The following is a 24,311-nucleotide window of genomic DNA, read 5'->3' as shown; positions in this document are numbered from 1 at the left end:
CCCTATAAAATAAGCAAAATTGTAAAACGTAGTCCTGCCGATGTAACAGGCAAAAACATCAAGCCTGGAGATGTGTTGATAGAAGTAAATGGGCAAAAAATAAACCCTGACCACAACCGGGAAAAATACTTTAGTAAACCTTCTTATGATCGTGAAATAACTTTGACGCTTCAGCGAAAACGCAAAAAAATAAAGGTAAGACTTCACGTACAATCGTCCAAGGCCTTGAGAAGACAATTGTACCAGGAATGGGAAGACCAACGCAAACATATAGTAGATAGTACGAGCAACAACCAAATTGCTTATGTGCATATGCGTGATATGGGAAACGGCGAGCTACGACAGTTTTTGAACTATATGACCGCAGAAGCCTACAGCCGCAAAGGTTTGATTCTGGACTTGCGGTATAATACAGGAGGAAATGTACATGACCAGGTATTAAAGTTTTTGTCGCAACGTCCTTACCTTAAATGGAAATACCGTGAAGGGGCTTTTGCGGTTCAACCCAATTTTGCTCCAGCTGCCAAGCCTATGACACTTTTGATTAATCAACAATCGTTGAGTGATGCTGAAATGACTGCAGCGGGTTTTAAACAACTCAATTTGGGCAAAATCATCGGAACAGAAACTTATCGCTGGATTATTTTTACTTCAGGTAAATCACTGGTCGATGGCTCGTTCTATCGCTTGCCTTCGTGGGGGTGTTATACCCTTGCGGGCAAAAACCTGGAGCGCGAAGGAGTTGCCCCTGATATTTCAGTAAAAAACACGTTTAAAGATCGCGTGGAGCATAAAGACCCTCAGCTCATGCGGGCAATTGAAGAGATAAAAAAACAACTGAAATAATATGGAAACCAATCCGGTGATCAATGCACTACTAGGAGTAGCCATGGGCGATGCGCTCGGTGTACCTTTTGAGTTTAGGCGAAGCCACCAAATGAAAGAAACCCCTGCAGTAGATATGGTAGGACATGGCACGCATAATCAGTTGGCGGGCACTTGGTCAGATGACACATCATTGACACTATGCCTCGCCGAGGCTCTGACAAAAGGTTATGATTTGGTAAACATTGCCCAAGAGTTTATTGCTTGGCGTTATGAGAGTCGCTGGACAGCCAGAGGCAAATTGTTTGACATTGGACGCACAACTGCAGTAGCCATTGCCAAACTTAAGTCTTTTCTGGAGCATGGAGTGCCTGAAGCGCTGAGCAATCAAAAGGGCTTGGGTGATGACCGCGAAAATGGCAACGGGTCGCTGATGCGCATTATGCCATTGCTGTTTTACATCAAAGGCAAAGACATACGCACTCAATTTAACATTATTTGGGAGGTATCCGCTTTGACACACCGTCACATCAGAGCCGCCATGAGTTGCCTGATATACCTTAAGTTGGGCGAACATCTATTAGCAGGCAAAGACAAACTGTTGGCTTATGAACAAACCCGAAAAGACGTACTGGCTTTGTGGGAAGTGATTGAGTTTCCAGAAAGTGAAAAAACAGTATTTGAAAAATCAGTGATACAAGATATTCGCTCCCTGCCTCGCACTGATCTCAAGTCGGGTGGATATGTGATAGAAGCACTGGAAGCTAGTCTATGGTGTTTTCTTACCGAAAACAGTTACGCTCAAGCTGTGTTTTCGGTGATTAACCTGGGGCACGATACTGATACTACAGGAGCTATTACAGGTGGTTTGGCGGGCTTGTATTATGGTATGCAAGATGTGCCTCCACGCTGGCATAATGTATTAGCGCGCCACGATGATATTGTAACCCTGGGCAAGCTGCTCTATGAAAAATATGGGGCTTAAGACGGTGCCAGCAATAAAAAACATTAAATTGTTGATAGTTCATAACAGGTGTAAACTTCAAGTCCTTCGATGCCAATACATATTGGCGCTTTAGGTAATAAGAGTCAAACCAGCCTCTGTTCTAATAGCAACTAAAAAGTATATAAGCTACTTATTTTAAGGGTTTATAGTTTTGTTAGTGAGCAATCGCTTTCATACGCTTAGGGCTTGTTATTACTTGGAAAAACAATGGCGTTCAAAATAGCATTTATTGAAAAGTCAATCTATAAACCTAAAAATACAACTCATGATGCGAAAATACACTTATACTTTAATGATATGTTGTGCACTATTAAGCGGGCTGACCAACTGTGGTGGTGGCGGCAAGTCTAAAAACGCTGACTCGACTGATACCTCAAAGAAAAATAATACTGAAGGTACAGCCAATAACAACGAAGGCGAACAAAGTAGCGAAGGTGGCAGCAATAGTAACAGTAATGCCAACCCCAAGATAGCAGAGATAATCAAAGAGTATTGTAACAAGCTTAACAGCTACGCTTATACAGATGTTAAAACTTTGTTTGCTAGTGATGTAAAGCGATACATTGGCATGAAAAACACCAGCAATGAAGCCATTGCCAAAGAAATAAACCGCTTTTTAACCACAAAAAGGTTTGTAGACTATTATGCAGAACTAGATCAGTTGCAAGTAGAAGGCAAGAAGGCAACTGTGCCTATCAACATAAACTGGGGCAACTACCAAACCCGCATGTTGGCAGAGATGGAGTTTAATGATGAGCATAAAATTGTATCATATAATGAAGCCAAGGCATTGCCGCTCAACCGAAAGATAAAAACTAAAAAAAAGAAGGTAGTGAAAAGCTATGAAAACTGTAATTATAAAAGTAAAAAGAGTGACTGTCCTTATATGTTGTTTGACTACGTAAAAGTCACCCAAGCCCCTTCAGAGACATTAAAAGACAGTATCAACAAAAAAATACTTGACTTTCTGGGCAGAGGTACACCATTGGGTGTGACCAAGGAGTCAGACCTAACAAAAGAGGCCAATCGTTTTGTAAAAGGCTTTGCCGATGCCTTAAAAGAGCGTAGTGCCAACAGTACTTGGTATACCAATAGTCGGTTGTTTTTTCGTGAGCATAAAAATATAGCCAGCATAATTTATATGATGGAAGGCTATGGTGGTGGGGCCCATGGGTTTAGTTCTGCGGGTGCCGCTAACTTTGACATCAATACGGGGAAAGAGCTTACCCTGGACGATATAATGGTGCCTGATTATTTGCCAGAAATGAAAAAGATAGCCACAAAGGTTTTTAGAAAGTTAAATGAAATAGAGGATGGAAAAACCATCAGTGATCACGGGTACTCAATGAATGATAACGAGAAATTTGTACTGGCAAATCATTTTTTGCTTGAAGGCGATCATATTGAATTTATCTACAACCGTTATGAGGCTGGTCCTTATTACCTTGCTCCTCCTACGGTTAGAATCAAATATGAAGACATTAAACATTTGATAAAAAAAGATGGTCCTTTGGGGCATAAAATCAAATAGGTTGCTTAAACAAAGTAGGATTCCTTGAACAAAAAACCTCTACACGAAGAATGTAGAGGTTTTTTTATAGTTACTCAGGTTTATATAAACAAAGGCAATGAATCTGCTACCTCCTTCATTTTTCTGAAAGGCAAGGCTTCTGAACGCTGAAGCCAGTTATCGGCACGCCAGACAGTATCTTTGCCTTCTACCACATGTATAGCATAGGCGTGGCGCGATTTGGGCGAAAGGTTTTCGTAGCTCAAGTGTACACAAGCACCATGCAAGATCACCAATGTACCTGCTTTTACCTCCAAAGGCACTGCTTGTGATAAGTCCCAGGGAGTTTCTTTGCCCACAAACTCGGTACCTTACCAGCAGCATTTCGACGAAAATGACGGGTAATCGGATAGGTTTTGTGCGAGCCAGGTATTGCCCACAAACAGCCGTTTTCTTGGGTCGCATCTTCCAGCGCAAACCAAAACCCAGTACAAGACGCAAGGTCGGTATTCAGAAAAGTACTGTCTTGGTGGGCGTTTACTTTATCGCCAATGCTTGGTTGCTTAAAGATGTACATACTTTGGGCAGCTATAGGGTCAACAAAACCTAAGTCAATGGCGGCTTGACAAAGCTCAGGAACGTACGAAAAAGCCTCAAAAACCGGGTCAATGTCGTGCATGGCGTGCCCTAGCTTATTGATGGCAAGTTGCTTGTCTTTGATGAGCTTTCCGTTATTGTCAAAAGCGTGGGTCTCGAAAAAACAACGGATTTTGTCGCCACTTTCTAAAAAGTAAAGGTCTGATGATAGTTTACGTTGGTCTTCGGTGCTAAACACTGACACCATATCCATATCAAAATCATCAATAATTTTCTGGGCTGCTGCTTTGAGGGCAGCAATACGTTCAGAGTTAGTAAAATTTTCGAGCACTAAAAAGCCATCGGCTTCATAACGTTCAATTTCTGCGGGGGTAAGTAAAGCTTGGTCAGCTATTACTTTGGACGTATCTGGTCGTTTGTAGTTGGGTGTAGGGGCATCAATCATAGGAGAAGTCATTTGCTTATAAAATGCGCGTAAAACATACCTTAGGAATTGTTCAAAAATAAATTTACACTCTGAGAGGTGATTTTTCGCCTTGATACTTCGTTATTTTTATTGCCCGTAGCGCTGCTATGGGCGCAAAAAATAGCCTCGTCTCAAAACAAAACCTCTACCTCAAGAATGGTAATTTAATTTCTCACCATTCCTTAGTAGTAAAACTACTATTTTTCTAGCAGTATGTAATTACGCTACTGATCATAGAAGTTTAAGTGTTGGCAAGATAAAGAAAACTCCAGGAATGAAAGCTGGGGTAACTAATAAAAAAGTAGAAATAAAATGCCTCCTAAGCTTTAATATACCCTCTAAAAAAGTGACATATTTTGATGTACACGATTAAGAGTAGGACTACCTGAATGCAAATACTTGTTATAAACCTGAAAATCAATAAGCTATAAGCAGTTTAATAAAACTTGTACAACAAAGCTGCAATCATCGTTTTTTACCGCAATCATTATTGTGTTTTAAACACAAATACTTACACTAATATTTCATACTTATTGCCAGAATTCTTCGTTTTATTTTCGAGGCGGCATCTTTATATATGCTTTACCAAGTGATGATGTAAATACCTTGTTAACAAACAATCTAACCCTCATCCAGCCCAGGTACCTTTTCCTTCAAGGTTTACAACAAATGTGAGCAATGACTGACTTACCTTTTTAATGTCCCATAAGGACACACTGTTTTGCAATAGTTTTATATCCTTCAATATTTTCTTTTTTTATCGATGTTGTTTATTCATCATTTAGACATTCTTTTGTTTCCATTGTTTGCATTATACCCCATACCTTACAACCACATCAAGTTACTAAAGCAAGCACCTAACGTATATATAAAAAATTTAATTCTACATATTCATTAACCACAAATATTTTCATCTATATACCGGCTATAAATCCATACTTTATTATCTTAAATCGTCAATATTCAATAAAACATCAAGCAGGTATAGGTTATGAATGTCAATACAGTTAATAATGTTGTTATAAGAGGACTATTAATCAGTTTAGTTTTCCTTTTATCCGAGTGTCGTTTTTTCGAAAAAGAATTTATTTTACCAAGTCCAACCGCCTTAGAAGCGGCAGAGGTAGGATCTGATAGTTTCACAGCTAAATGGAACAAAGTAACAGGAGCAGTGGGTTATGAGATAGATGTCGCAACTGATGAGAATTTTAATGATCCTCTGCCCAACTACACAGGCAAAAAGATTACGGAAGGGGTCTCATTAAAGGTTACAGGCTTAGAGGCTAGCTCTACTTATTATTACAGAACCCGAGCACTTATTTCCAACCAAGGATCACAAAACTCAAATATTATACAAGTAACTACTGCTTCTATAGATACACCTATCACCTATGGAGCTACTGAAGCTGCATCTACTAGCTTTAGGGCACATTGGAAAAAAATTCCTGAGGCTACTTCTTACTTGTTAGATGTAGCTTCAGACGAAAACTTTAATAATACATATGGTCAATATAAAGACTGGGAGGTAGAAGAAGATACTACTTTGTTGGTGAAAGACCTCGAAGTAAATAAAAAATACTTTTATAGAATAAGAGTAAAACAGTTCAACTCTATTTCAGCGGCTTCTAATGTTCAAACAGTTTTCACGAGTACTTTGGCCACTCCAAAGATACTTGAGCCAACCAATATTCAGTTGACTAGTTTTTCGGCCAATTGGAAAAGTATGCCAGAGGCTACTTCTTATCGTATAGATGTGTCAGCTGATCCTTTATTTAACTCAATGTTGACAAACTATAATGACCGTACTGTGGGGAACAATACTTTGGTGATTGCAGACTTAAATGCCAATACAACTTATTATTACCGAGTAAGGGCTATGAATGGTGAAATTACCTCAAATCATTCTGATATTATGTTAGCCACCACTAGCAACTTGACTGCACCAGTAGCCACAGAAGCTTCCAACATACAGCCCAATAGTTTTCAGGCCAACTGGCAAGGGGTAGACAATGCTTCTTTGTATTTATTGGATGTATCATTGGATGCCAATTTTACGCAAACTATTACTGGTTACCAGTCCAAACAAATCATTGATACTTTTGCTACAGTAGATGGTCTTTTGCCTAATACTAAGCTATATTACAGGGTAAAAGTGCAAGGACTCAATGCTGCTTCTACTTATTCAAATACTATCACAGTAACTACTAGTTCTTTACCTGCCCCTACTGCGGTAGCTGCCAATGAATCTAAAGCTTACAGCTTTATGGCACAATGGCAAAGTCAAGATAATGTGAATACTTTTTTGCTGGATGTGGCATTAGATCAGAATTTCACCCAATTTCACGAAGGTTACCAAGCCAAGGAAGTGATGGGTACCTCGCATAAAATAACAGGTCTTGATTTTAGAGCTACTTATTATTATCGCTTACGTGCCAAACAACAAACAAAGATTTCGAATTACTCTAATGTCATAGAGGTAATACCAGCAGTGAGCAATAGTTGTAGGGTACTGAAGTTAGAACATGCGGTTGGTGGTAATCCAGCAACATACTCACAATCATTTGAATATGATGGTCAAGGCAGGGTTTCTAAAATCATTCAATACTTGCAAGGTGACCTTCGAAGCCATACTGTTCACTACCATGCAAATGGCACTATAAATAAGGTAGTCTATTTATCTACCGGAAGCTTCACTCACCAAGAGTTTAGGTATGTATATGAGAATGGGAGAGTAAAGACTATCACACAATACGGGGTAAATTCAGGAGCAGTAAAGGCATATTGGGTATTTGCTTATAATAGTCTGGGGCAACGCACTCAATGGATTTCGTACAGAAACGTAAACAAAACTGGCCCAATCTGGAGGCACCATGACTATATTTATGACGCTAATGGTAATGTAGTAGAAGTAACCAATGAAAATGGGACAACGATCAAGCGGTATAATTACGATGACCAACTTTCTCCTTTTGCATTATTCAATCCAGATTTAGCCTATTATATTAAGACTACTCGTAACGATAGAAACTGGTTTTTGTTTACCCGAAATAATACACGAGAAGAGATTTTAGATAGTGGTGATGTACAAGGAACGATTCTTACTGCAGTACAGATATACCTCTTTTATTACACTAATATTGGAGTAGCTCACAATCAAGAAGGTCATAATTCTACAAAGTATTACTTAGATAATTGTGGGAACTAAGACTATTTTTAATTGGCTACCGATCAATGGTATTTTATATAAGACCATCTAAAAATGAATTACTGGGAGATTTGTTCTGGTCTCATTCAAGCCAGGTTTTCGCACAATATGTGGGATGTGGCTTAGTAACAGGGATTACCCCACAAACATCAAGAAAGCCTTCATCAGCTGAAAAGAGGGTTTTAACAAATTTATTCCCGGCTGTAGCTATTGTATATAATTACACTGTTGGGTAGCACAGCACACCAGAAAGTGAATGAGAGCTTTATGAAAAATAAGGTTTGTACATAGACATGGCTAGGTCTAATAGCCTAGCCTATATTAAAGTAGAGGACAATTGCATTGGCAAACCGAAGAAGGAATTAATGATTTCTTGAAAAACTTCACCAAAACTTAATTACGATCAAGCTAAAATTGAACTTACAATAATTATATTTTATTTAAACGTAAACAAAAAGTGTTTTTTCGCAAAAAAACACACATTAAAAGTGTTTTATGCGTTTTTTAGATTGTAGCATTTTATAATAAATCGTTTACCATCAAAAACAGTAAAATGCTATTTTTCGATTAAAACATTGCTATTTATAATATCAATATTTATTTTAGTTTTATCATATATCTAATAAACACGTAAAGTCAGACAATCATAACAAAGTAAGACTAAACACCACCTACTTTCAAATCATTTCAACCCCCAAAAGCAGCAAGTATACCTTGGTAATAACTAACTGGTGTACAACCAACTAATAAAATCCAGATAAATTCCTGAATGCCAAATATAGTGCTATTAGCAAACAGTAATGTGAGTCTATAATTGATAGATACTAAAAAAATTACTCGCTTTACTTTTACGAACTATGAATTATAGTAAGGACATGAGGTTTAAATTACTATTCATTTTGTGTTGTGTATCAAACATACCCTTATTTGCACAAAACATAATTACCACAAAGAAAAACTGGCAACTACAAGTACGTGAGGACATGCTTTATAAGAAAGCTAAAGGTCTTCAAAAGGAAAAGATTTATTCTGCCTCAAGAATGCTGGAATCGTTTACAGATGCCCCAGTATCTGCTACAGTAATAAGCAGTCAAACCATCGAAAAGACTGGTGTTACAAATATTACAGAGGCACTAAGACTTGCGCCTGGTTTGTTGGTTCAACAAAAAACTAATGGAAACTATGAGGTACACATTCGCCAAAGCAACTCACTTGGCGGTTTAATGCAGGATGTTCACAATCAACAAATATTACTCCTCATTGATCATATGCCTCAGTATGACTATTTATTTGGTGGCATTACTTGGGAAACCCTGCCTATAGATATTCAAGATGTGGAGCGAATAGAAGTTATCAGAACTCCATCGGTAGTTTTTTTTGGAGGAATGGCCATCAATGGGGTCATTCATATTTTTACTCGTGAACAACAAGACAATGAATTAAAAATTAACCTAAACTCTCAGGCTGGAGTGATGTCTACAGCAGATAGTCCATCTCTGGCTAATAGTAATTTGTCTGGCTCTCACCGTGGAGATTTGAGTTTTGGTTTGTCAGATAAGCTTCGTTTTCGCTTATCAGGTAATTATCATTTTATGAATCGTTCACAAGATGAGTTCTTTTTACTTAGTGAAAATAGGTACATTGTCAGTGACTCTCTATGGTTTTTCAAACAAAATGTTCCCCAAACTAATTTAAATACCACTTTGGCTAGAGAAAATTTGGGGGTAAATGTATTCACTTTTTATAAACCATCTAAAAAAGTATCAACATCTGCTCAGTTATTTTTTCAACAATCTCAAGCACAAACTATCTATACAGATGATACACTTGCCTTGGCACATAGAGAATCTAAATCATATGGTATCAACTTAAATACGCATTTCCATAAATTTCACTTGAACATGTCTCACCATGAAGGCGAAAAAGATTATGCTTTAGGTTATTCAGGAAATAATTTTAACTTTTCGCAAACTCAGGCATCACTCAATCATCGTTTCCATTACAAAGCTGTTGACTTACATTCAGGAGGAGGGTTTCTAAGTTCAGCCGCTACTTCTACAACACCCGTTGACTCCATAAGACCTACTCAACACCAGTTTGTAAACTACTACACTTTTTTAAAAGCAAACTTTAATATTTTGCCTAAGTGGCGTATTATGGCGTCAGTTAGAGGAGACAAATATGAGCAGATAACACCCATTTATTTGTCTTATCAATTGAGTACATCTTTAAAGTTAAATCAACACTTGATAAGAGGAGCTTATACTTATAATGAAGGTGCAGCATTGATAAGACAACTTCACCAACAGACAACTCGCTCTGTATTACCAGGTATTAATCCTAACAAAAGTCAATCTTTTGAATTAGGCTGGACTGCGAAAATAGTCTCGAATATCAACACATCTATTACAACTTTTTACAGTAATTTAGATTTTAATACAGTTTATCAACCTATGGTCAACCAAGGTGATACTCAAAATTATCGATCTACCTTGGTTCAAGCTGGCACAACAGCACAACTACAAGCTTGGTTTAACAAGTTTCAACTAGAAGGATTTATCACATTACAACGTAGTGCTAAAACTCTGGGTGAACTGCAAAGTGGTTACCTACAAAGTACCCCTCAATTTTACGGAGGGTTTCAACTTAATTACGCTGGATTCTTAAGCAAACTCAACGTCAATATCCAAGGTCACTTTTATGAAGGATACCAGTTTAATACCACATATGGTCAGGTGTATATTCCTACCCGTATGTTACTAAACAGCAAAATATCTTACAAGGTATGGCAAAAACACAGTGTGTTTATCAATGTTCGGAACCTACTTAACTCAGCCCAACAAGAATATGCTTTTGCTGACACTATATCAGGTTTATACCTCCTTGGAGTTAATATTAATCTATAACAATATAACAATCCATGAAATCTCATTATAAACATATTAGGTTATATAGTGTATTAGGGTTTATATTTTTATTGAATACTCATAGTCTTATTGGCCAACCTAGCACTCAACAAAAATTATCTGATTCGTTGAAAATAGCAAAATTGAATCAACAATTTGCCAAGGCTATTGAGCAAGGGCAATACGTTCGAGCAGAAGAGTATGGAACAAAAGCCCTTAAATTTGAAGAGACTAGTTTGTCTGTAGAAGAACGCATCAAAACATTGATGCTATTTGGTAAACTTTATACCCAAACCAATAAAATATCAAAAGCGCTTACTTATTATTTACAAGCCGAAAACCTATGCCAAAGCTTTAACGCTGAGAAGCATCTAGTTACTGTGTATAGCCTGCTAGGGTATTTTTATAAAAAACAGAATTTGACTCAAAAATCTGTTCAATATTTTCGTCAAGCATATAAGATACAGAAAAAAAACAACTACCAGGATAATCGTTATAAAATAATTGCAGAACTAGCCAATGGTTACACTGTTCTAGAGGACTATGTACAAGCGCAGGTTTTCTATGAAATACTGATAGCGAACTATAGAAAAAAAAGGCAAAAAAAGCAGGAAATAGAGGTAATTGAACAATTAGCAGTGATAGCCACTATTACAGAAAATTATACCAAAGCTATTGGGTATCAATCATTGCTGCTTAAGCATTTTCAAAAACAGAAAAACTCTGTAAGGGTATCTGAAATATACAATGATTTAGGCTTTTTGTACCAAAGAAAAAAAGATGCTCCAGGAGCACTTTCTTACTTTAACCTTTCAACTGAGTTTACCCAACAAAAAATAACCAAATTACCTCAGAGCAACAAAATCACTTTGTTAGTCAATACAGGTGTTGCTTACACAAATATCGAATCTTTTAGCAAAGCAAAGAAATACTTCAGGCAAGCATTAAGGATGACTGAACCTCAGGAAATTAAGCAAGCAGAAATTTATAATTACCTGGGAGCAAATTATTATCTGTCAGGTAATAACCCCCAAGCCCTTAATGTGGTAGAAAAAGCGATAGAAATTGCTTCCTCAAAAAAAGCCTGGTCTATACTATTAATTAGTTATGATTTGCTTTCGAGAATTTACAAAGCAGAAGAAAACAAAAAAAGAGCCCGAGATTACCAGAATAAATACCTGGAGGTTGAAAAAAAACTAGAGCAGGAAAAGCAACAATTAAAACGTGCAGCTTCTCAAAACCTTAAATTAATGGAACAACAAGAGGCCCGTATCAAAAGAGTGTTAGCTGAACAACGCCAACTCAAAGAGTTAAAAGATTCTCAGGAAAAACAAAAAAAAGATTTAGAGTTGAAAAATAATCTTGTAAAACTTCAAACAAAAGAACTGGCTTTATTAAAAAAAGCACAAGAATTGAGTCTGGCAAATGCTCAACGTACTCAACTAGAGAAAGTACGCCAAAAGCAAGCTTTACTTATTAGCCAAGGTAAGTTGAGAGAAGCTAATCTGGCCAAGGCCAAAACACAGGCAGCTCTTGAACTAGAAAGAAAAGAAGCTGAAAAGAAACTTCAAGCTAAAGAAAACCAAAAACAAATGGCTTTACTAACAAGCCAAAAGAAACTTCAGCAGCAAGAAATTACCCGGCAAAAAGAAAGAGCTAAGTTTGCCGTCGGAATTATCATCTCAGTGGTTTGTATTTTAGGGCTTGTAGTGTTTATGTTGTTTATTACCAACAGGAATCGACGCAAACTAAAAAAACAAAAGGCTCAAATTGAAGAGCAAAACTTTGAAATTACTTCCCAAAATGAAGAACTTCATCAGCAACAGGAAGAAATAATGGCGCAACGTGATAATATTGAGAAAAAAAACACACAACTCAATGCACAACATCACCATATTCAACAAAGTATCAAAGCTGCACTTACTATACAACGAGCTGTTTTACCAACAATAAAAAAAGTAAATGATTTATTACCAGAGCACTTTATTTTATACCGACCTAAAGACGTTGTTAGTGGAGATTTTTACTGGCTTGTAAAAGTAGAGAATCGTACTACTTTGGCTGTGGTGGATTGTACTGGTCATGGGGTACCAGGCGCTTTTATGGCTGTAATGGGTAATAGTTCTCTGAACAGCATTGTACGTGACAATAAAGTGAAAGAACCTGCCACTATTTTGACTTTATTGAATGAAGAGATTGAAATGCTGTTGTCTCAAAAAGAAAAAGGTTATAAAAATGGGATGGATATGGCGATTATAACCTGGGAAGAAAAACAAAATCAAATAGAAATGGTATTTGCTGGAGCCAAGCGCCCTTTGTATCTTTTTGCTCATAATAGTAATGAGCTGCAACACATAAAGGGTTCAAGACACTCTATTGGTTCAATTAGCCCTGTATTTACCCAAAATCATTTAACTCTTAATAAAGGGGATACTATTTATTTATGCAGTGATGGTTATTGTGATCAAAATAACGTTAACAGGAAAAAATTTGGCAGTAAAAGATTCGAAAAGTTACTGAGTGAATGCCAAGACCAAAAGATGGAAAAGCAAAAAGAAGTAATAGATCAGGCATTGAGTGACCATATGGGAGAAGCAAGTCAACGAGATGATGTAATTGTTGTTGGCTTAAGATTTTAAATCATACCACTACTAGACAATAATAATTTTTGTGCTCCTATATTTCTGTTTTTCTTGAGGGGTATTTTGAAGCAAATACAGACAAAGCGCCTCCAATAATTTGTCAGCCCTTCGCTTACTGGAATAATGTAAGCAAATACAAAAATGACCATCAAGCGTTTTTGATTGCCTTTCTACGCTCATCTTATCAAACTCAAAACCATTGCTCTTTGATTTAGGGGATAACAAAGATAATGTAAATCAAGCATTAGTAATTATTAGATTATGACCACTCCAGACACTCAATATGTAAAGAGTTCTTCAATAAGCAGTCTTGTGAAAATTTAAAAAAAAATTATCCAAGGGGGGAGAGATTTGACCCGCTGGATGTACATACTCATGAAGATAACGATCAGGCAAAAAAATAATAGTTCCCCAAAAGGGATCATCAGGCAAAATAGATAGTATAGCTTTAATACAAAAAAATAATAATTCCCTCAATATTTTTAACAAAAGCATTCTGACAATTCAGGGTGCTTTTTTTTGTGTTGGTACCCCTCTGCCTCCAAGAAAGTTTAAAAAAAAATTACCCAAGGGGGAGAGATTTGACCCACCGGATGTACATACTCATGAAAATAATGATCAGGCAAAAAAATAATAGTTCCCCAAAAGGGATCATCAGGCAAAATAGATAGTATAGCTTTAATACAAAAAAATAATAATTCCCTCAATATTTTTAACAAAAGCACTCTGACAATTCAGGGTGCTTTTTTTGTGTTGATACCCCCTCTGCCTCCAAGAAAGTTTAAAAAAAATTACCCAAGGGGGAGAGATTTGACCCACCGGATGTACATACTCATGAAAATAATGATCAGGCAAAATAGATAGTATAGCTTTAATACAAAAAAATAATAATTCCCTCAATATTTTTAACAAAAGCATTCTGACAATTCAGGGTGCTTTTTTTGTGTTGGTACCCCCTCTGCCTCCAAGAAAGTTTTAAAAAAAATTACCCAAGGGGGAGAGATTTGACCCACTGGATGTACATACTCATGAAGATAACGATCAGGCAAAAAAATAATAGTTCCCAAAAAGGGGTCATCAGGCAAAATAGATAGTATAGCTTTAATACAAAAAAATAATAATTCCCTCAATATTTTTAACAAAAGCATTCTGACAATTCAGGGTGCTTTTTTTTGTGTTGGTACCCCCTCTGCCTCCAAGAAAGTTTAAAAAAATTACCCAAGGGGGAGAGATTTGACCCACCGGATGTACATACTCATGAAGATAACGATCAGGCAAAAAAATAATAGTTCCCCAAAAGGGGTCATCAGGCAAAATAGATAGTATAGCTTTAATACAAAAAAATAATAATTCCCTCAATATTTTTAACAAAAGCATTCTGACAATTCAGGGTGCTTTTTTTTGTGAGCATTACTCAACGCCTAGTTCCAGAAAAGTTTTTTTTAAAAAAATTACCCAAGGGGGAGAGATTTGACCCACTGGATGTACATACTCATGAAGATAACGATCAGGCAAAAAAATAATAGTTCCCAAAAAGGGATCATCAGGCAAAATAGATAGTATAGCTTTAATACAAAAAAATAATAATTCCCTCAATATTTTTAACAAAAGCATTCTGACAATTCAGGATGCTTTTTTTGTGTTGGTACCCCTCATCTTTTGGGCAAAAAATACCCTTCCTAAAGTTAGCAAGGGATTTTCATCGTTTTCAAAAAATAATATTAGAAATTTTTATAAAGGCATCTATTTTAGTTGATGGTTGATAATTGAATCAATTTTACATTATCAATTTTAATAAAGCTTCTCACATCTATTATCAAAACATCAAAGTAAGACAAATGATCAACATTCCTTTATCCACCATCCATTCTAAATAGCTATGATAACATCATCGTTCAAGTCAGTTTCAAAGCTTACAGTGTTTTTTTCTTGATTCCATTCATGCGAAAGCGCTTTTCCAGCTATGCTCACCTCTTTGGGAGCTTGCGCCAAACCTATGAGTTCAAAAACATATAAGCGTTTTTTTGGGGCTCCCCCATAGCCTTTGCCTGCGACTTGGGTGCTTAATATAATCTCCCCCTTGTTTACTGTGGCTGCTATAGTGACCAATTCATACATGCCTCGCTCATAGGCATTGTTGGTTTTACCATCGTCAAAATACAACTGAGTTTGAGAGTTTTCGCTCCCCACGTAATAAGTCATTTGCAGGGTTTCACCAGTATAAAAAGAGGTAGATTGTACCTCAGGAGTGGTAGGTATGATACTGCCCGATTTTACATACACTGGAATGCTGTCCATTGTAAGCCCTACATTGATGGTACTATCGCCTTGCAAAAACTGATGATTCCAGAAGTCATACCAGTTGCCTTTGGGCAAGTATACATTGCGGTTTCTGATGCCTTTGTCTAACACAGGGGCTACCAAAATACTATCACCCCACATATATTGGTCTTCTACTGTATCGGGCACATTGGCAAACTGAGTAAAAAGTGGGCGAGCCAATGGCATACCCGTTACCGAGTTTTTCCAGGCAAGCGTATAGTTGTAAGGCAACAGTTGATAACGTAAATTAATGAACAGTTTGATGTGGTTTTGCACCTCTTCGCTCCAGAAGGTAGGTTCTGGGTAAATCTCGCCACAAGCATGCGGACGAACCACAGGGGTAAATACCGCGTACTGCATCCAACGCGTGTATAACTCTGGGTCTTTTTCACCATAAATAAAGCCTCCCGCATCAGAGTGCATATAGCCAATGCCCGACATGCCCACACTGAGCATAATCAAAGGTTGGGCTTTTAGCCCATCCCAGCTACGGCGTACATCGCCCGACCAAGGCACTACACCAAAACGTTGCGACCCAGCAAAACCAGCACGTGATAGTTGAAAAACACGTTCTTCAGGGTAGTCTTTAGCGTAGCCTTCAAATAACATTTGCGCCCACTGGTGCCCAAAAATACCATGTACTTCGGCGGCCTTGCCATTGACATGTACCATGTCTTCAGGGTGAATTTCGGGCTCGCACAGGTCTACCCACCAACCATCAAAACCGTATTGTTTCATATACTTGTAACGCTCCCACATCCAGGCTTGGGCTTCTGGTTTAAATATATCAAGCAAGGCAGCTTCGCCCCAGAAAAATTCAGGAAGTGTTCTTACCTCCCCTGCCCTATTTTTCACCAACAATTCGTTGTTTCTCAGGTCTTTGTAATGGTCTGAGTTGGTAGTAAAAAAGGGTTCAGTAATAGGGATGGTTTTAACCCCTTTACTGGCAAAGTATTGAATCATTTCTTTGGGCTTAGGCCAATGCTTTTGGTTAAAGTCCAGGTTACCCATACATTTGGGTTTTTCGTGATCAGAGAACCAGTACAAATCCAAAATCATCGCATCTACTGGGTAGCCCGCTTCCAGTAATTTGTCCAATTCTTCGGTGGCTTCTTGCTGGGTACGATAACCAAAGCGAGATTGGATATACCCCATTGCCCATAAGGGAGGCAAAGGTTGTTTACCCGTCAGTTGGGTATATTCGCCCATAAGTTCTTCAAACGATTGCCCATTGACAAAGTAATACACCATGTTGCCCCCTTCGCTAGTATATTCCAAAGCATCAGTTTGGGTTTTGCCAATGTCCATCCAAGCACGCGCGGGGTTGTCAAACAACAACATGTATTGCTCCGAAGAAGCCAAATGAGGTATCGAGTAGTTCATCACCTCAAAGCCCATCCCGTTGCCTGGCTCGTGCGAATTGTAGTTGAGGAGTTTATGCCCACGACGATTCATTTGCATGCCACGCGACCCCATGCCATACATGGCTTCATGGTTTTTGAGTCCAAACTTAAACGACGCGATGCCTTCCTTACGGCTAAACTCGCCCCCCTTAAGCTTTGAACCCGTTTGTTCGTCACAAAAGTTGATAGAAAAAGGTGAACGGGTAATTTCTAACTTCACTCCTTGAGTTTTGGCAACGATGTGATTGTCTTGTTCCTCTAGCTGCATGGCTATTGGTTCTGACAATACGGCTGCATATTGCTTGCTTTCAGAGGTGAGTGTATCTTGGTAGCTTACCTTGATTACATTGTTAGTGAGGGCAGCAATGGTATAGGTACCTTCGCCACACGCTATTTCTATTACGCCAGTCTTCAGTGCTTGACTACTACCGGACATGTTGCTGTTCATTTTTAACACGATTGATCTTCTGTTTAAGGAGTTTAGGAATGGCAAAAAATAACTTATCTTTAGAGAGACCACTTACTTTTTCACCCTTCCTTACCCAAATTATTTACCAAGACTTTCACCTTGTTTTATCTACTGGTTTAATTAATTTCTATAATCATAGGAGATTTGGCGGGCACAGTAAGGGTGTTTTGCAGGTTTAGCTGCTTGTCCGAAACAATGTCTTTACCCTGCTTGGCTGTACCCAATGACTGTGTAAAACGGTTTAGGTTAAGTTTTACTTCTTGCGAGTTTTTGCTCAACACTACCATTACTTTTTTGCCTTGGTAATGCCTGAAGTATACATATATGCCTTGCTTGGGAGCATAATGTCTTAACTTACCTTGATGAATGACAGGATTGTTTTTGCGCCAGTTCAATAGTTTTTTACAAAACTTTTGGGCATCTTTTTGCTGGGCAGTCAAGCCTTTCTGAGTAAAAGCATTGACTTTATCACCTTGCCAACCTCCAGGAAAATCAGCTCGAACCAAGCCATCATCACGGTGTTTGGGGCTAGTCATGAGCACCTCGGTACCATAGTATATCTGTGGAATACCTCTCATTGTGAGGTAATAAGCAATGCCTAGTTTAAAGAGGTGATAATCTTCGTTGACTTGAGTAAAGAAACGGCTTACATCGTGGTTATCAGGAAAAGTAACCAAACTGAAAGGATCAGCATATAAAAAATCGTTGGCAAGCATTTCGTACGCATGTATCCAACCTGAAAACATTTCTTCTTTTTTATTCAATGCTTTTACAAGGGTTTCGTGCAAAGGAAAGTCGACCAAACTGGGCAAACAAGCCTGGTAACCATCACGGTTTTTTTTGCCACGTTGCCAATAAGACACTATAGCCGGGTTATAAAACCACTCCTCCCCTACAATGTTTAGGTTGGGGTATTCTGCCATTACTTTGCACGACCATTCACTCATAAAACCCGGATCGCTGTATGAATAAGTATCCATTCTAATACCTGATAAACCCGCGTACTCTACCCACCAAATACTATTTTGAATTAGGTATTTTGCCATCATAGGATTGCGTTGGTTCAAGTCGGGCATCGTAGACACAAACCAACCTTTGTTAAACTCGTCTACATCGGTTTGGGCTACGTAAGGGTCTTGAATCACGGTTTTGCGGTGAGTGGTGCCCTTATATTTTTTATTCAAAAATCCTTTTTGGTTATTCACCCAGTCTGACATAGGCAAATCTTTCATCCACCAATGCTCCGACCCACAATGGTTGACAATCATATCCATTACTACCTTAATGCCTTTAGCTTTGGCTTTAGCACACAATTCACGATACTCTTCGTTTGACCCAAAGCGAGGGTCTACTTTATAAAAATCCGTAGTAGAGTACCCATGGTAAGAGTATTCCTTCATGTTGTTTTCCAGCACTGGGTTAAGCCATATTGCCGTAAAGCCCATGTCCTTGATATAATCAAGCTTATCTACAATACCCTTGATATCTCCTCCATGGCGTCCGCCTTTATTTTTGCGGTTGGCGCTTTCGCGCATAGCTGGGTGGTTGTCGTTTTTTGGGTTACCGTTGGCAAAACGATCGGGTGTAATCAGGTACAACACATCTGACGGGTCAAAGCCTTTGCGTTGTGCCGAGCCTGTCGCCCTTTTTTTGAGTGAATAGTTATAAGTAAAAACAGTTTTGCGTTGTTGCTTAAATAATATCTTAAAACTTTGGGCTTTTGCCTGACGGCTTATATGTAGGTTGAGCACCAAATAATTAGGGCTTTGTACTCGTATAGCACTTACCAGCTCTACCCCTTTGTTTTCAGAGAGACTTACATTCATTGCTGCCAGGTTTTTGCCATAAATCAACAGCTGTAGCTCAGGGTTTGCCATACCCACCCACCAAAAGGTAGGTTCTACCCGTTGAACTACTTGCTGAGCTTGAGTTTTGATGGCACTTAGGCACAAGCCCATGATGATGAATAAGTAAGTAATTTTTTTCATTGACAATGTATATATTAAGTAATGATCTCAGGTGTACAACCTGCTATTCAATTAACCAAATGATGTTTTTTTATGATGTCTGATTACCTTCTGGCAAAGGTTTGGGTTCGAAAGTAACTCGGCGCAAGATAGTACTGCCCAAAGGCCATAAGGTAACCTCTTGCAGTTGTCCTTGGGTGTTCCAGAGTTTGCCCTTAAGCAAAGAAGCGGGATCGCCCCAAGGGTTTTCAGTGTTTACCTGCTGCAATTGATGTTCAAATTTGCCTGCCTCAGTTTTATCAAAATAATAATTAATATTTTCGTTGGTGGTATAGTACAAATCATAAAACCCCTCCACTGGGTGCGACTTATGTACCGTTCGTTCTGCCTTGATGGGCAAAGCATATAAGAGTGAACCATAAGACAAATAACAATCTTGCTTTTGGTCTTGCCTGACTTCTACTTTTGCCTCAAAATTTACAGTGACCACATCGCCTGTTTCCCATTGTTTATGTATTACCCACAACTGATCTTGTTTAGTTGCTTTAGACCCTTCTATATGTATTTGGGCACCAGTAGCCCAAGCAGGTTGGCGCAAACAAAATTCAAAAGTTTGGGGTTGGTCAAGGGTTAGCTCAAAAGCGATTTGCTGCTCGAATGGGTAATTTGTTTTCTGCTCTATTTTGAGCGAGATTCCATTGATTTCAGTATCAAGCACTGATGCTCCGTACAAGGCCGCTACCAAACCAGTTTGACTACGCAACCACATACTTTTGACATAATAAGGGTAAATTCGTCCTGCATTGGGGTTACAGCAAACGGCTGCATCTTGATGAGTAGGCGAGTACTTATAACGCACCTGTTCTACTTCCCCCTCCTGGCATACATCGCCAGGGCGAAACTTGCCTACCATAGCATAAGAATTGTCAGTTTTGAGGTAAGCAATACAGCTTTCCTGAGGATGGCGAGCTCCTTGGGCAGCGTTAAATAACAGCCATTCGGCTTTGTCTGCCCACTGCATATCTCCTGTTTTTTGCAGCAAGTGCGTGTATGAATCAAGCAGTTCATGAATGGAACAATACTCGTATCCAGTTTCGGTAGCATCGCCATACCGTTCAGCTACCCACTCATCTCCTACTGGCCCTCCGCTGGGAGTAATACACTTTTCGAGCTTGGTTAAATAGTCACCCAAGGCTTTCTTCAACGATGGGTTGCCTGAAGCATAATAGGCGGTAACCAAAGCACGGATATGCTCATAAGTATGTACTCCATGCCCTTTGAACTTATACGCTGGATTTATAGCATTCTTATATTGAATGTCTTGTTCACTGAGCGTGTTTTGACTATAGTTTTCGTACAACCATAAACTATACTCCAGGTACACTTTTTCTTTGGTAAGTTGATACAAACGATCTACCACATCGGTAAATATGAGCCCGTGCCCTACTCCAGCAAATGAAGCTTTTACCCCAAAAGGGTTGGAAGCATGCGGTGGATATGCTTGCATAGTTACTCGCACTGCTTTTACAACTGCATTGAGCACTTTTTGCTCTTGAGTAGCTTCATAATAAGCCAGCAAACCCCTAAGCAAACAAGCTTGCGCCCAAAGTTCTCCGTTTTCGTTGTCAAAATTATAGCGTAGCTCACGGTCATATATTCCCAGGTATCCGTCAGGGTCTTGGCAACTCAATATATGCTCCACATACTTTTGTACTTTTTCAAGTATTGCCTGGTTAGAGGTAAGCACTGCTGCCCTGATGTAACCATCTCGCCAATTAGACTGAGTTTCGCTGTTCCACCAAAGGTATTGCACCTCCCACTTTTTATCTTCCGACTTGTTGCCCAAGTCTTTACTTTTCACATTTTTGCTGAGCCTATTTTGACCATAAATATCGTCTTCCTTGGTCAATTCGGGCACCAATTCATCTAACTTGCCCAAAAATCCATCTGTTAAATCTCGCTGCATTTGCTCTAGCACCCACCCTTTAGGTTTTATATGACCAAATGCCAACCATTCATATTTTTGTGCTACTGTATTTATGAGCTTAAAAGGGTTTTCTGACATAGAGTTTATCTTGTATTTTTATAAGTTTTCACCAAAGTTCAATGGCGTCTTACATTTCCTGTTTTGTTTGAAAATCCAAGGGGTTATCTATTAAAAAATTCGGGTAAGTACTTTTTGCAATCGCCTGAAATCAATACTTTTATTATTTGTCATACACAAAATGCTACTTTTTTAAGGGTTGGGATATAGCTCCATTTTACGAGGGAATGCTATATTTGTATCTATATCAAAAATAATTGGCTTTTTCTCGGAAAGCCACCTTCATTTTGAAAAAAATTACACTATATTGATTTTTTTCACAAATACGACAATTTAAATACTCAATTAAGTAATGAATCCACTGCATGAAAAAATAGTCCCTCCCATCGGCTATTCATTTAGGGTGCTCTACCTTGATCAACCACTGTTTACTTACCCTTTTCATTTTCATGAGGAGCTTGAACTTACCTGGATTATTCAAGGTTCGGGAACTCGCTATGTAGGCAACCATATTACCACTTTTACTGATGGAGATTTGGTATTTCTGGGCGAAAAGGTACCCCACGCCTGGATCAGTTATGATGAAGACGTAAAGCATAACACCAAAGCAGTGGTGCTACAGTTTAGAAAAGATTTTTTAGGCAATGCTTTCTGGAATACTCCGGAGGTAGATGAAATCAAAAAAATGATTCACCTGTCTCAACAGGGTATTCATTTTCAGGGAGATATATTAAACATATTGCGTAATGACTTACTCACGTTAGGCAAAAAACAAGGCATTGATCGTTTGAATGGAGTACTTAAAATTTTAGATACACTTGCCACCTGGAAACATTACACCCCACTAATTAATGATGAAGTAAATATTAATTACATGACTACCGACTTTGAGCGGATAGAAAAGGTTATGAATTTTATTTATCAGAACTTTAGAAGCGATATTAAGCTAAGTAAAATTGCCGAAATTGCCAATATGAGTTCTTCGGCTTTTTGTCACTTTTTGAAAAAACGAACCCACAAAACGTTGTCAAGAATTTTGAATGAAATCAGGCTGGGGTATGCCTCTCAGTTACTTATCAAAACAGATAAAAATATCAGTGAAATTGCCTACGAAAGTGGCTATAATAGTATTTCCTATTTTAACAAGGCTTTCAAAGATATTTATGAATGTTCGCCCAAGACTTATAGGGTAGAAATTAAAAAGAAAAGCAGGGTACAAGTATAGGTTCAAGACTTTAGCGATAAGCTTTTAAACTAAAAAAGGATGACCTGAAAAGATCATCCTTTTTTAGTTTGTATCATACAAACCTTAGCCGACTGTGGCTTTTGACTGATACCTTATTGCTATTAATACCCTGTGTTTTGTTTCAAGTTAGGGTTAGAGATAATTTCAGTTGCAGGAATTGGGTATATATCCCTGAATTTTTCAGTGGTTTTACCTGCAGCCACGTTTCCTTTCCAAGGCCACACACCATTTTCGGTAAACTTGTTGAACCTAATCAAGTCAGTACGACGGTGCCCTTCCCACATCAACTCTCTGGCTCTTTCGTCTAAGATAAAGTCCAAGGTTAATTGAGCAGAAGTAATGTTACCTGTAGTGTTGTTATAAGCTCTTTCTCTCAATTGATTTACATAACTTAGTGCGGTGTTTAAATCTCCACCAACACCACCACGCAATACTGCCTCAGCATACATCAAATAAACATCGGCTAAACGAAATACAGGAAAGTCAGTATCAGGGTGAGTACCATCCTGACCATTGGCTCCAGTAGATGTCTTGTTGATAAACTTAGGCGCAGAGTAGCCAGAGTTATAGTCTCCTACATTGGTGATTTCTTTGGTTTTACCTCCGGTAAAGAATATGGCTCTTTCGTCTATAGCACCTGTTACATCAGGAAAAAGATCTACAATACTACTGGTGGTGCGTGTACCTCCCCAACCACCGTTCATGCCAAAGTCTTTAGTATTCATATCTCCACCCAAAGACGCATTGATAAGAAAGGTCATTCCTCCCCAGGTTTGGGTTCTGGCTCCGTCAAACGGTATGGTAAAAATCAACTCAGGCGAAGTATGGTTATCTGCCATGAAGTTTTCCTGAAAATTAGGTTTAAGCGAATAAGCACCTGCTCCTATAATTTTATTTAAATAAGTAAGACTTTCGTTATATCTGGCAGTATTCACATACACCTCAGCGTTTAGATACAATTTAGCAAGTAACATCCACGCAGCAGCCTGACTAGCCCTTCCGTATTGTTGTGTCCCTGGAGCAGCCATTTTACCCTCTATGTCCTTCAACTCAGTCTCAATAAAAGCAAATATTTCGGCACGACTTGCCTGAGTTGGTGCATTATTGCCCACAGAGAAAGTTTCGTCGTACAGAGGAATGTTACCAAAGAGATCCAGCCCATGCCAGTAGCTCAACGCTCTCAAAAACCTGGCTTCGGCTCTGTATTCATTAACTTTAGCTTTTACTGCTTCGCTTACTCCCCTTTCGCTCAGTTTTGCATCAGAGGTTTCACGCAAAAACTCGTTTGTCATAGACACCTGAAAAAACACCCGGTTATACATGGCACTCAAAAAGTTGTTTGCTGGAGTCCAGGTATGGTAGTGAAAGTCAGGTAAACCAGCATCACCCCAACCAATCACGGCTTCGTCGGTAGACAATACCTGTGCTCCCCAAAATTGGCGCAAATAGCTAGAAAAGCCCTCATCTATCCCTTTGATGTCTGCCTGTCCGTTAGGTCCTTGCTGCCCGGTTACTGCCAATCCAGCATATAGCTTGGCAATAAACGAAGTATAAGCCGCTTCGTCAGCGCCAAACACAGTGGCTGCTGTAATGTCTGTTTCTGGCTTTAAGTCTAAATCTGTACAAGCTACCCCTGTTAACATTAGCAGGAGCAAGCAAGTAGTTTTAAATATATTTTTAATCATTGTGATTTATCTGTTAAA

Annotated in this window: 13 protein-coding genes and 1 pseudogene; 8 read left to right on the top strand and 6 right to left on the bottom strand. The window is 38.6% G+C overall.

Annotated elements, in window-relative coordinates:
* The 3 genes from M23134_RS30285 to M23134_RS30275 form a co-directional block, all read left to right on the top strand.
* Positions 1-846 (top strand): S41 family peptidase (locus M23134_RS30285; RefSeq protein WP_045114649.1); only part of this gene is annotated, 846 nt, incomplete at its 5' end.
* 1 nt (position 847) lies between these two features.
* Positions 848-1,810 carry an ADP-ribosylglycohydrolase family protein gene (locus M23134_RS30280; RefSeq protein WP_002703048.1) on the top strand — a complete coding sequence of 321 codons (963 nt, stop codon included), beginning with the start codon at positions 848-850 and terminating at the stop codon, positions 1,808-1,810.
* A gap of 286 nt (positions 1,811-2,096) precedes the next feature.
* Complete coding sequence (locus tag M23134_RS30275) at positions 2,097-3,362, top strand: RsiV family protein (RefSeq protein WP_002703047.1); 1,266 nt, start codon at positions 2,097-2,099, stop codon at positions 3,360-3,362.
* An 80-nt stretch (positions 3,363-3,442) separates the two neighbouring features.
* Here the strand turns inward: M23134_RS30275 and M23134_RS42580 are convergent, their stop codons facing one another.
* Both M23134_RS42580 and M23134_RS30270 read right to left on the bottom strand, forming a co-directional pair.
* The gene (locus M23134_RS42580) at positions 3,443-3,700 is read right to left on the bottom strand and encodes a phytanoyl-CoA dioxygenase family protein (protein ID WP_198145117.1); all 258 of its coding nucleotides are present in this window, start codon (positions 3,698-3,700) and stop codon (positions 3,443-3,445) included.
* Positions 3,649-4,395 (bottom strand): phytanoyl-CoA dioxygenase family protein, encoded by a 747-nt coding sequence (locus tag M23134_RS30270; protein WP_198145116.1) that lies wholly within the window; start codon positions 4,393-4,395, stop codon positions 3,649-3,651. Before M23134_RS30270 ends, M23134_RS42580 begins: the two co-directional genes overlap by 52 nt.
* A 1,000-nt stretch (positions 4,396-5,395) precedes the next feature.
* Between M23134_RS30270 and M23134_RS30265 the strand changes: the two genes are divergently transcribed.
* The 4 genes and pseudogenes from M23134_RS30265 (at position 5,396) to M23134_RS30255 (ending at position 13,154) form a co-directional block, all read left to right on the top strand.
* The gene (locus tag M23134_RS30265; protein WP_002703042.1) at positions 5,396-7,609 is read left to right on the top strand and encodes an RHS Repeat family; all 2,214 of its coding nucleotides are present in this window, start codon (positions 5,396-5,398) and stop codon (positions 7,607-7,609) included.
* A 983-nt stretch (positions 7,610-8,592) separates the two neighbouring features.
* Positions 8,593-10,515 carry a TonB-dependent receptor plug domain-containing protein gene (locus M23134_RS30260; protein ID WP_002703037.1) on the top strand — a complete coding sequence of 641 codons (1,923 nt, stop codon included), beginning with the start codon at positions 8,593-8,595 and terminating at the stop codon, positions 10,513-10,515.
* Between the two features lie 14 nt (positions 10,516-10,529).
* A pseudogene (locus M23134_RS42655) lies at positions 10,530-10,979 on the top strand (hypothetical protein); the annotation flags it as partial.
* 297 nt (positions 10,980-11,276) lie between these two features.
* Positions 11,277-13,154, top strand: a complete 1,878-nt coding sequence (locus M23134_RS30255) for a SpoIIE family protein phosphatase (protein WP_232296848.1) — start codon at positions 11,277-11,279, stop codon at positions 13,152-13,154.
* 1,872 nt (positions 13,155-15,026) lie between these two features.
* Here the strand turns inward: M23134_RS30255 and M23134_RS30225 are convergent.
* The 3 genes from M23134_RS30225 to M23134_RS30215 all read right to left on the bottom strand — a co-directional run bounded on the left by M23134_RS30225 (position 15,027) and on the right by M23134_RS30215 (position 21,383).
* Positions 15,027-17,330, bottom strand: a complete 2,304-nt coding sequence (locus M23134_RS30225; RefSeq protein WP_045114642.1) for a glycoside hydrolase family 31 protein — start codon at positions 17,328-17,330, stop codon at positions 15,027-15,029.
* A 137-nt stretch (positions 17,331-17,467) separates the two neighbouring features.
* Entirely contained in the window at positions 17,468-19,339 is a 1,872-nt protein-coding gene (locus M23134_RS30220; protein ID WP_002703017.1) for a glycoside hydrolase family 13 protein, read from the bottom strand.
* A 70-nt stretch (positions 19,340-19,409) separates the two neighbouring features.
* Positions 19,410-21,383 carry a beta-L-arabinofuranosidase domain-containing protein gene (locus M23134_RS30215; RefSeq protein ID WP_002703015.1) on the bottom strand — a complete coding sequence of 658 codons (1,974 nt, stop codon included), beginning with the start codon at positions 21,381-21,383 and terminating at the stop codon, positions 19,410-19,412.
* A gap of 331 nt (positions 21,384-21,714) precedes the next feature.
* Here M23134_RS30215 and M23134_RS30210 point away from each other — a divergent pair, with 331 nt between their 5' ends.
* Positions 21,715-22,587, top strand: coding sequence for an AraC family transcriptional regulator (locus M23134_RS30210; RefSeq protein WP_002703011.1), 873 nt, complete (start codon positions 21,715-21,717; stop codon positions 22,585-22,587).
* A 122-nt stretch (positions 22,588-22,709) separates the two neighbouring features.
* Here M23134_RS30210 and M23134_RS30205 read toward each other — a convergent pair whose 3' ends face one another.
* Positions 22,710-24,293, bottom strand: coding sequence for a RagB/SusD family nutrient uptake outer membrane protein (locus M23134_RS30205; protein WP_002703007.1), 1,584 nt, complete (start codon positions 24,291-24,293; stop codon positions 22,710-22,712).
* Positions 24,294-24,311 lie beyond the last annotated feature (18 nt).

This window comes from Microscilla marina ATCC 23134 (assembly GCF_000169175.1).
Taxonomy (GTDB): Bacteria; Bacteroidota; Bacteroidia; order Cytophagales; family Microscillaceae; genus Microscilla; species Microscilla marina.
The sequence above is the reverse complement of the archived record's forward strand: the minus strand, read 5'-3'. Positions and strand labels throughout refer to the sequence as shown.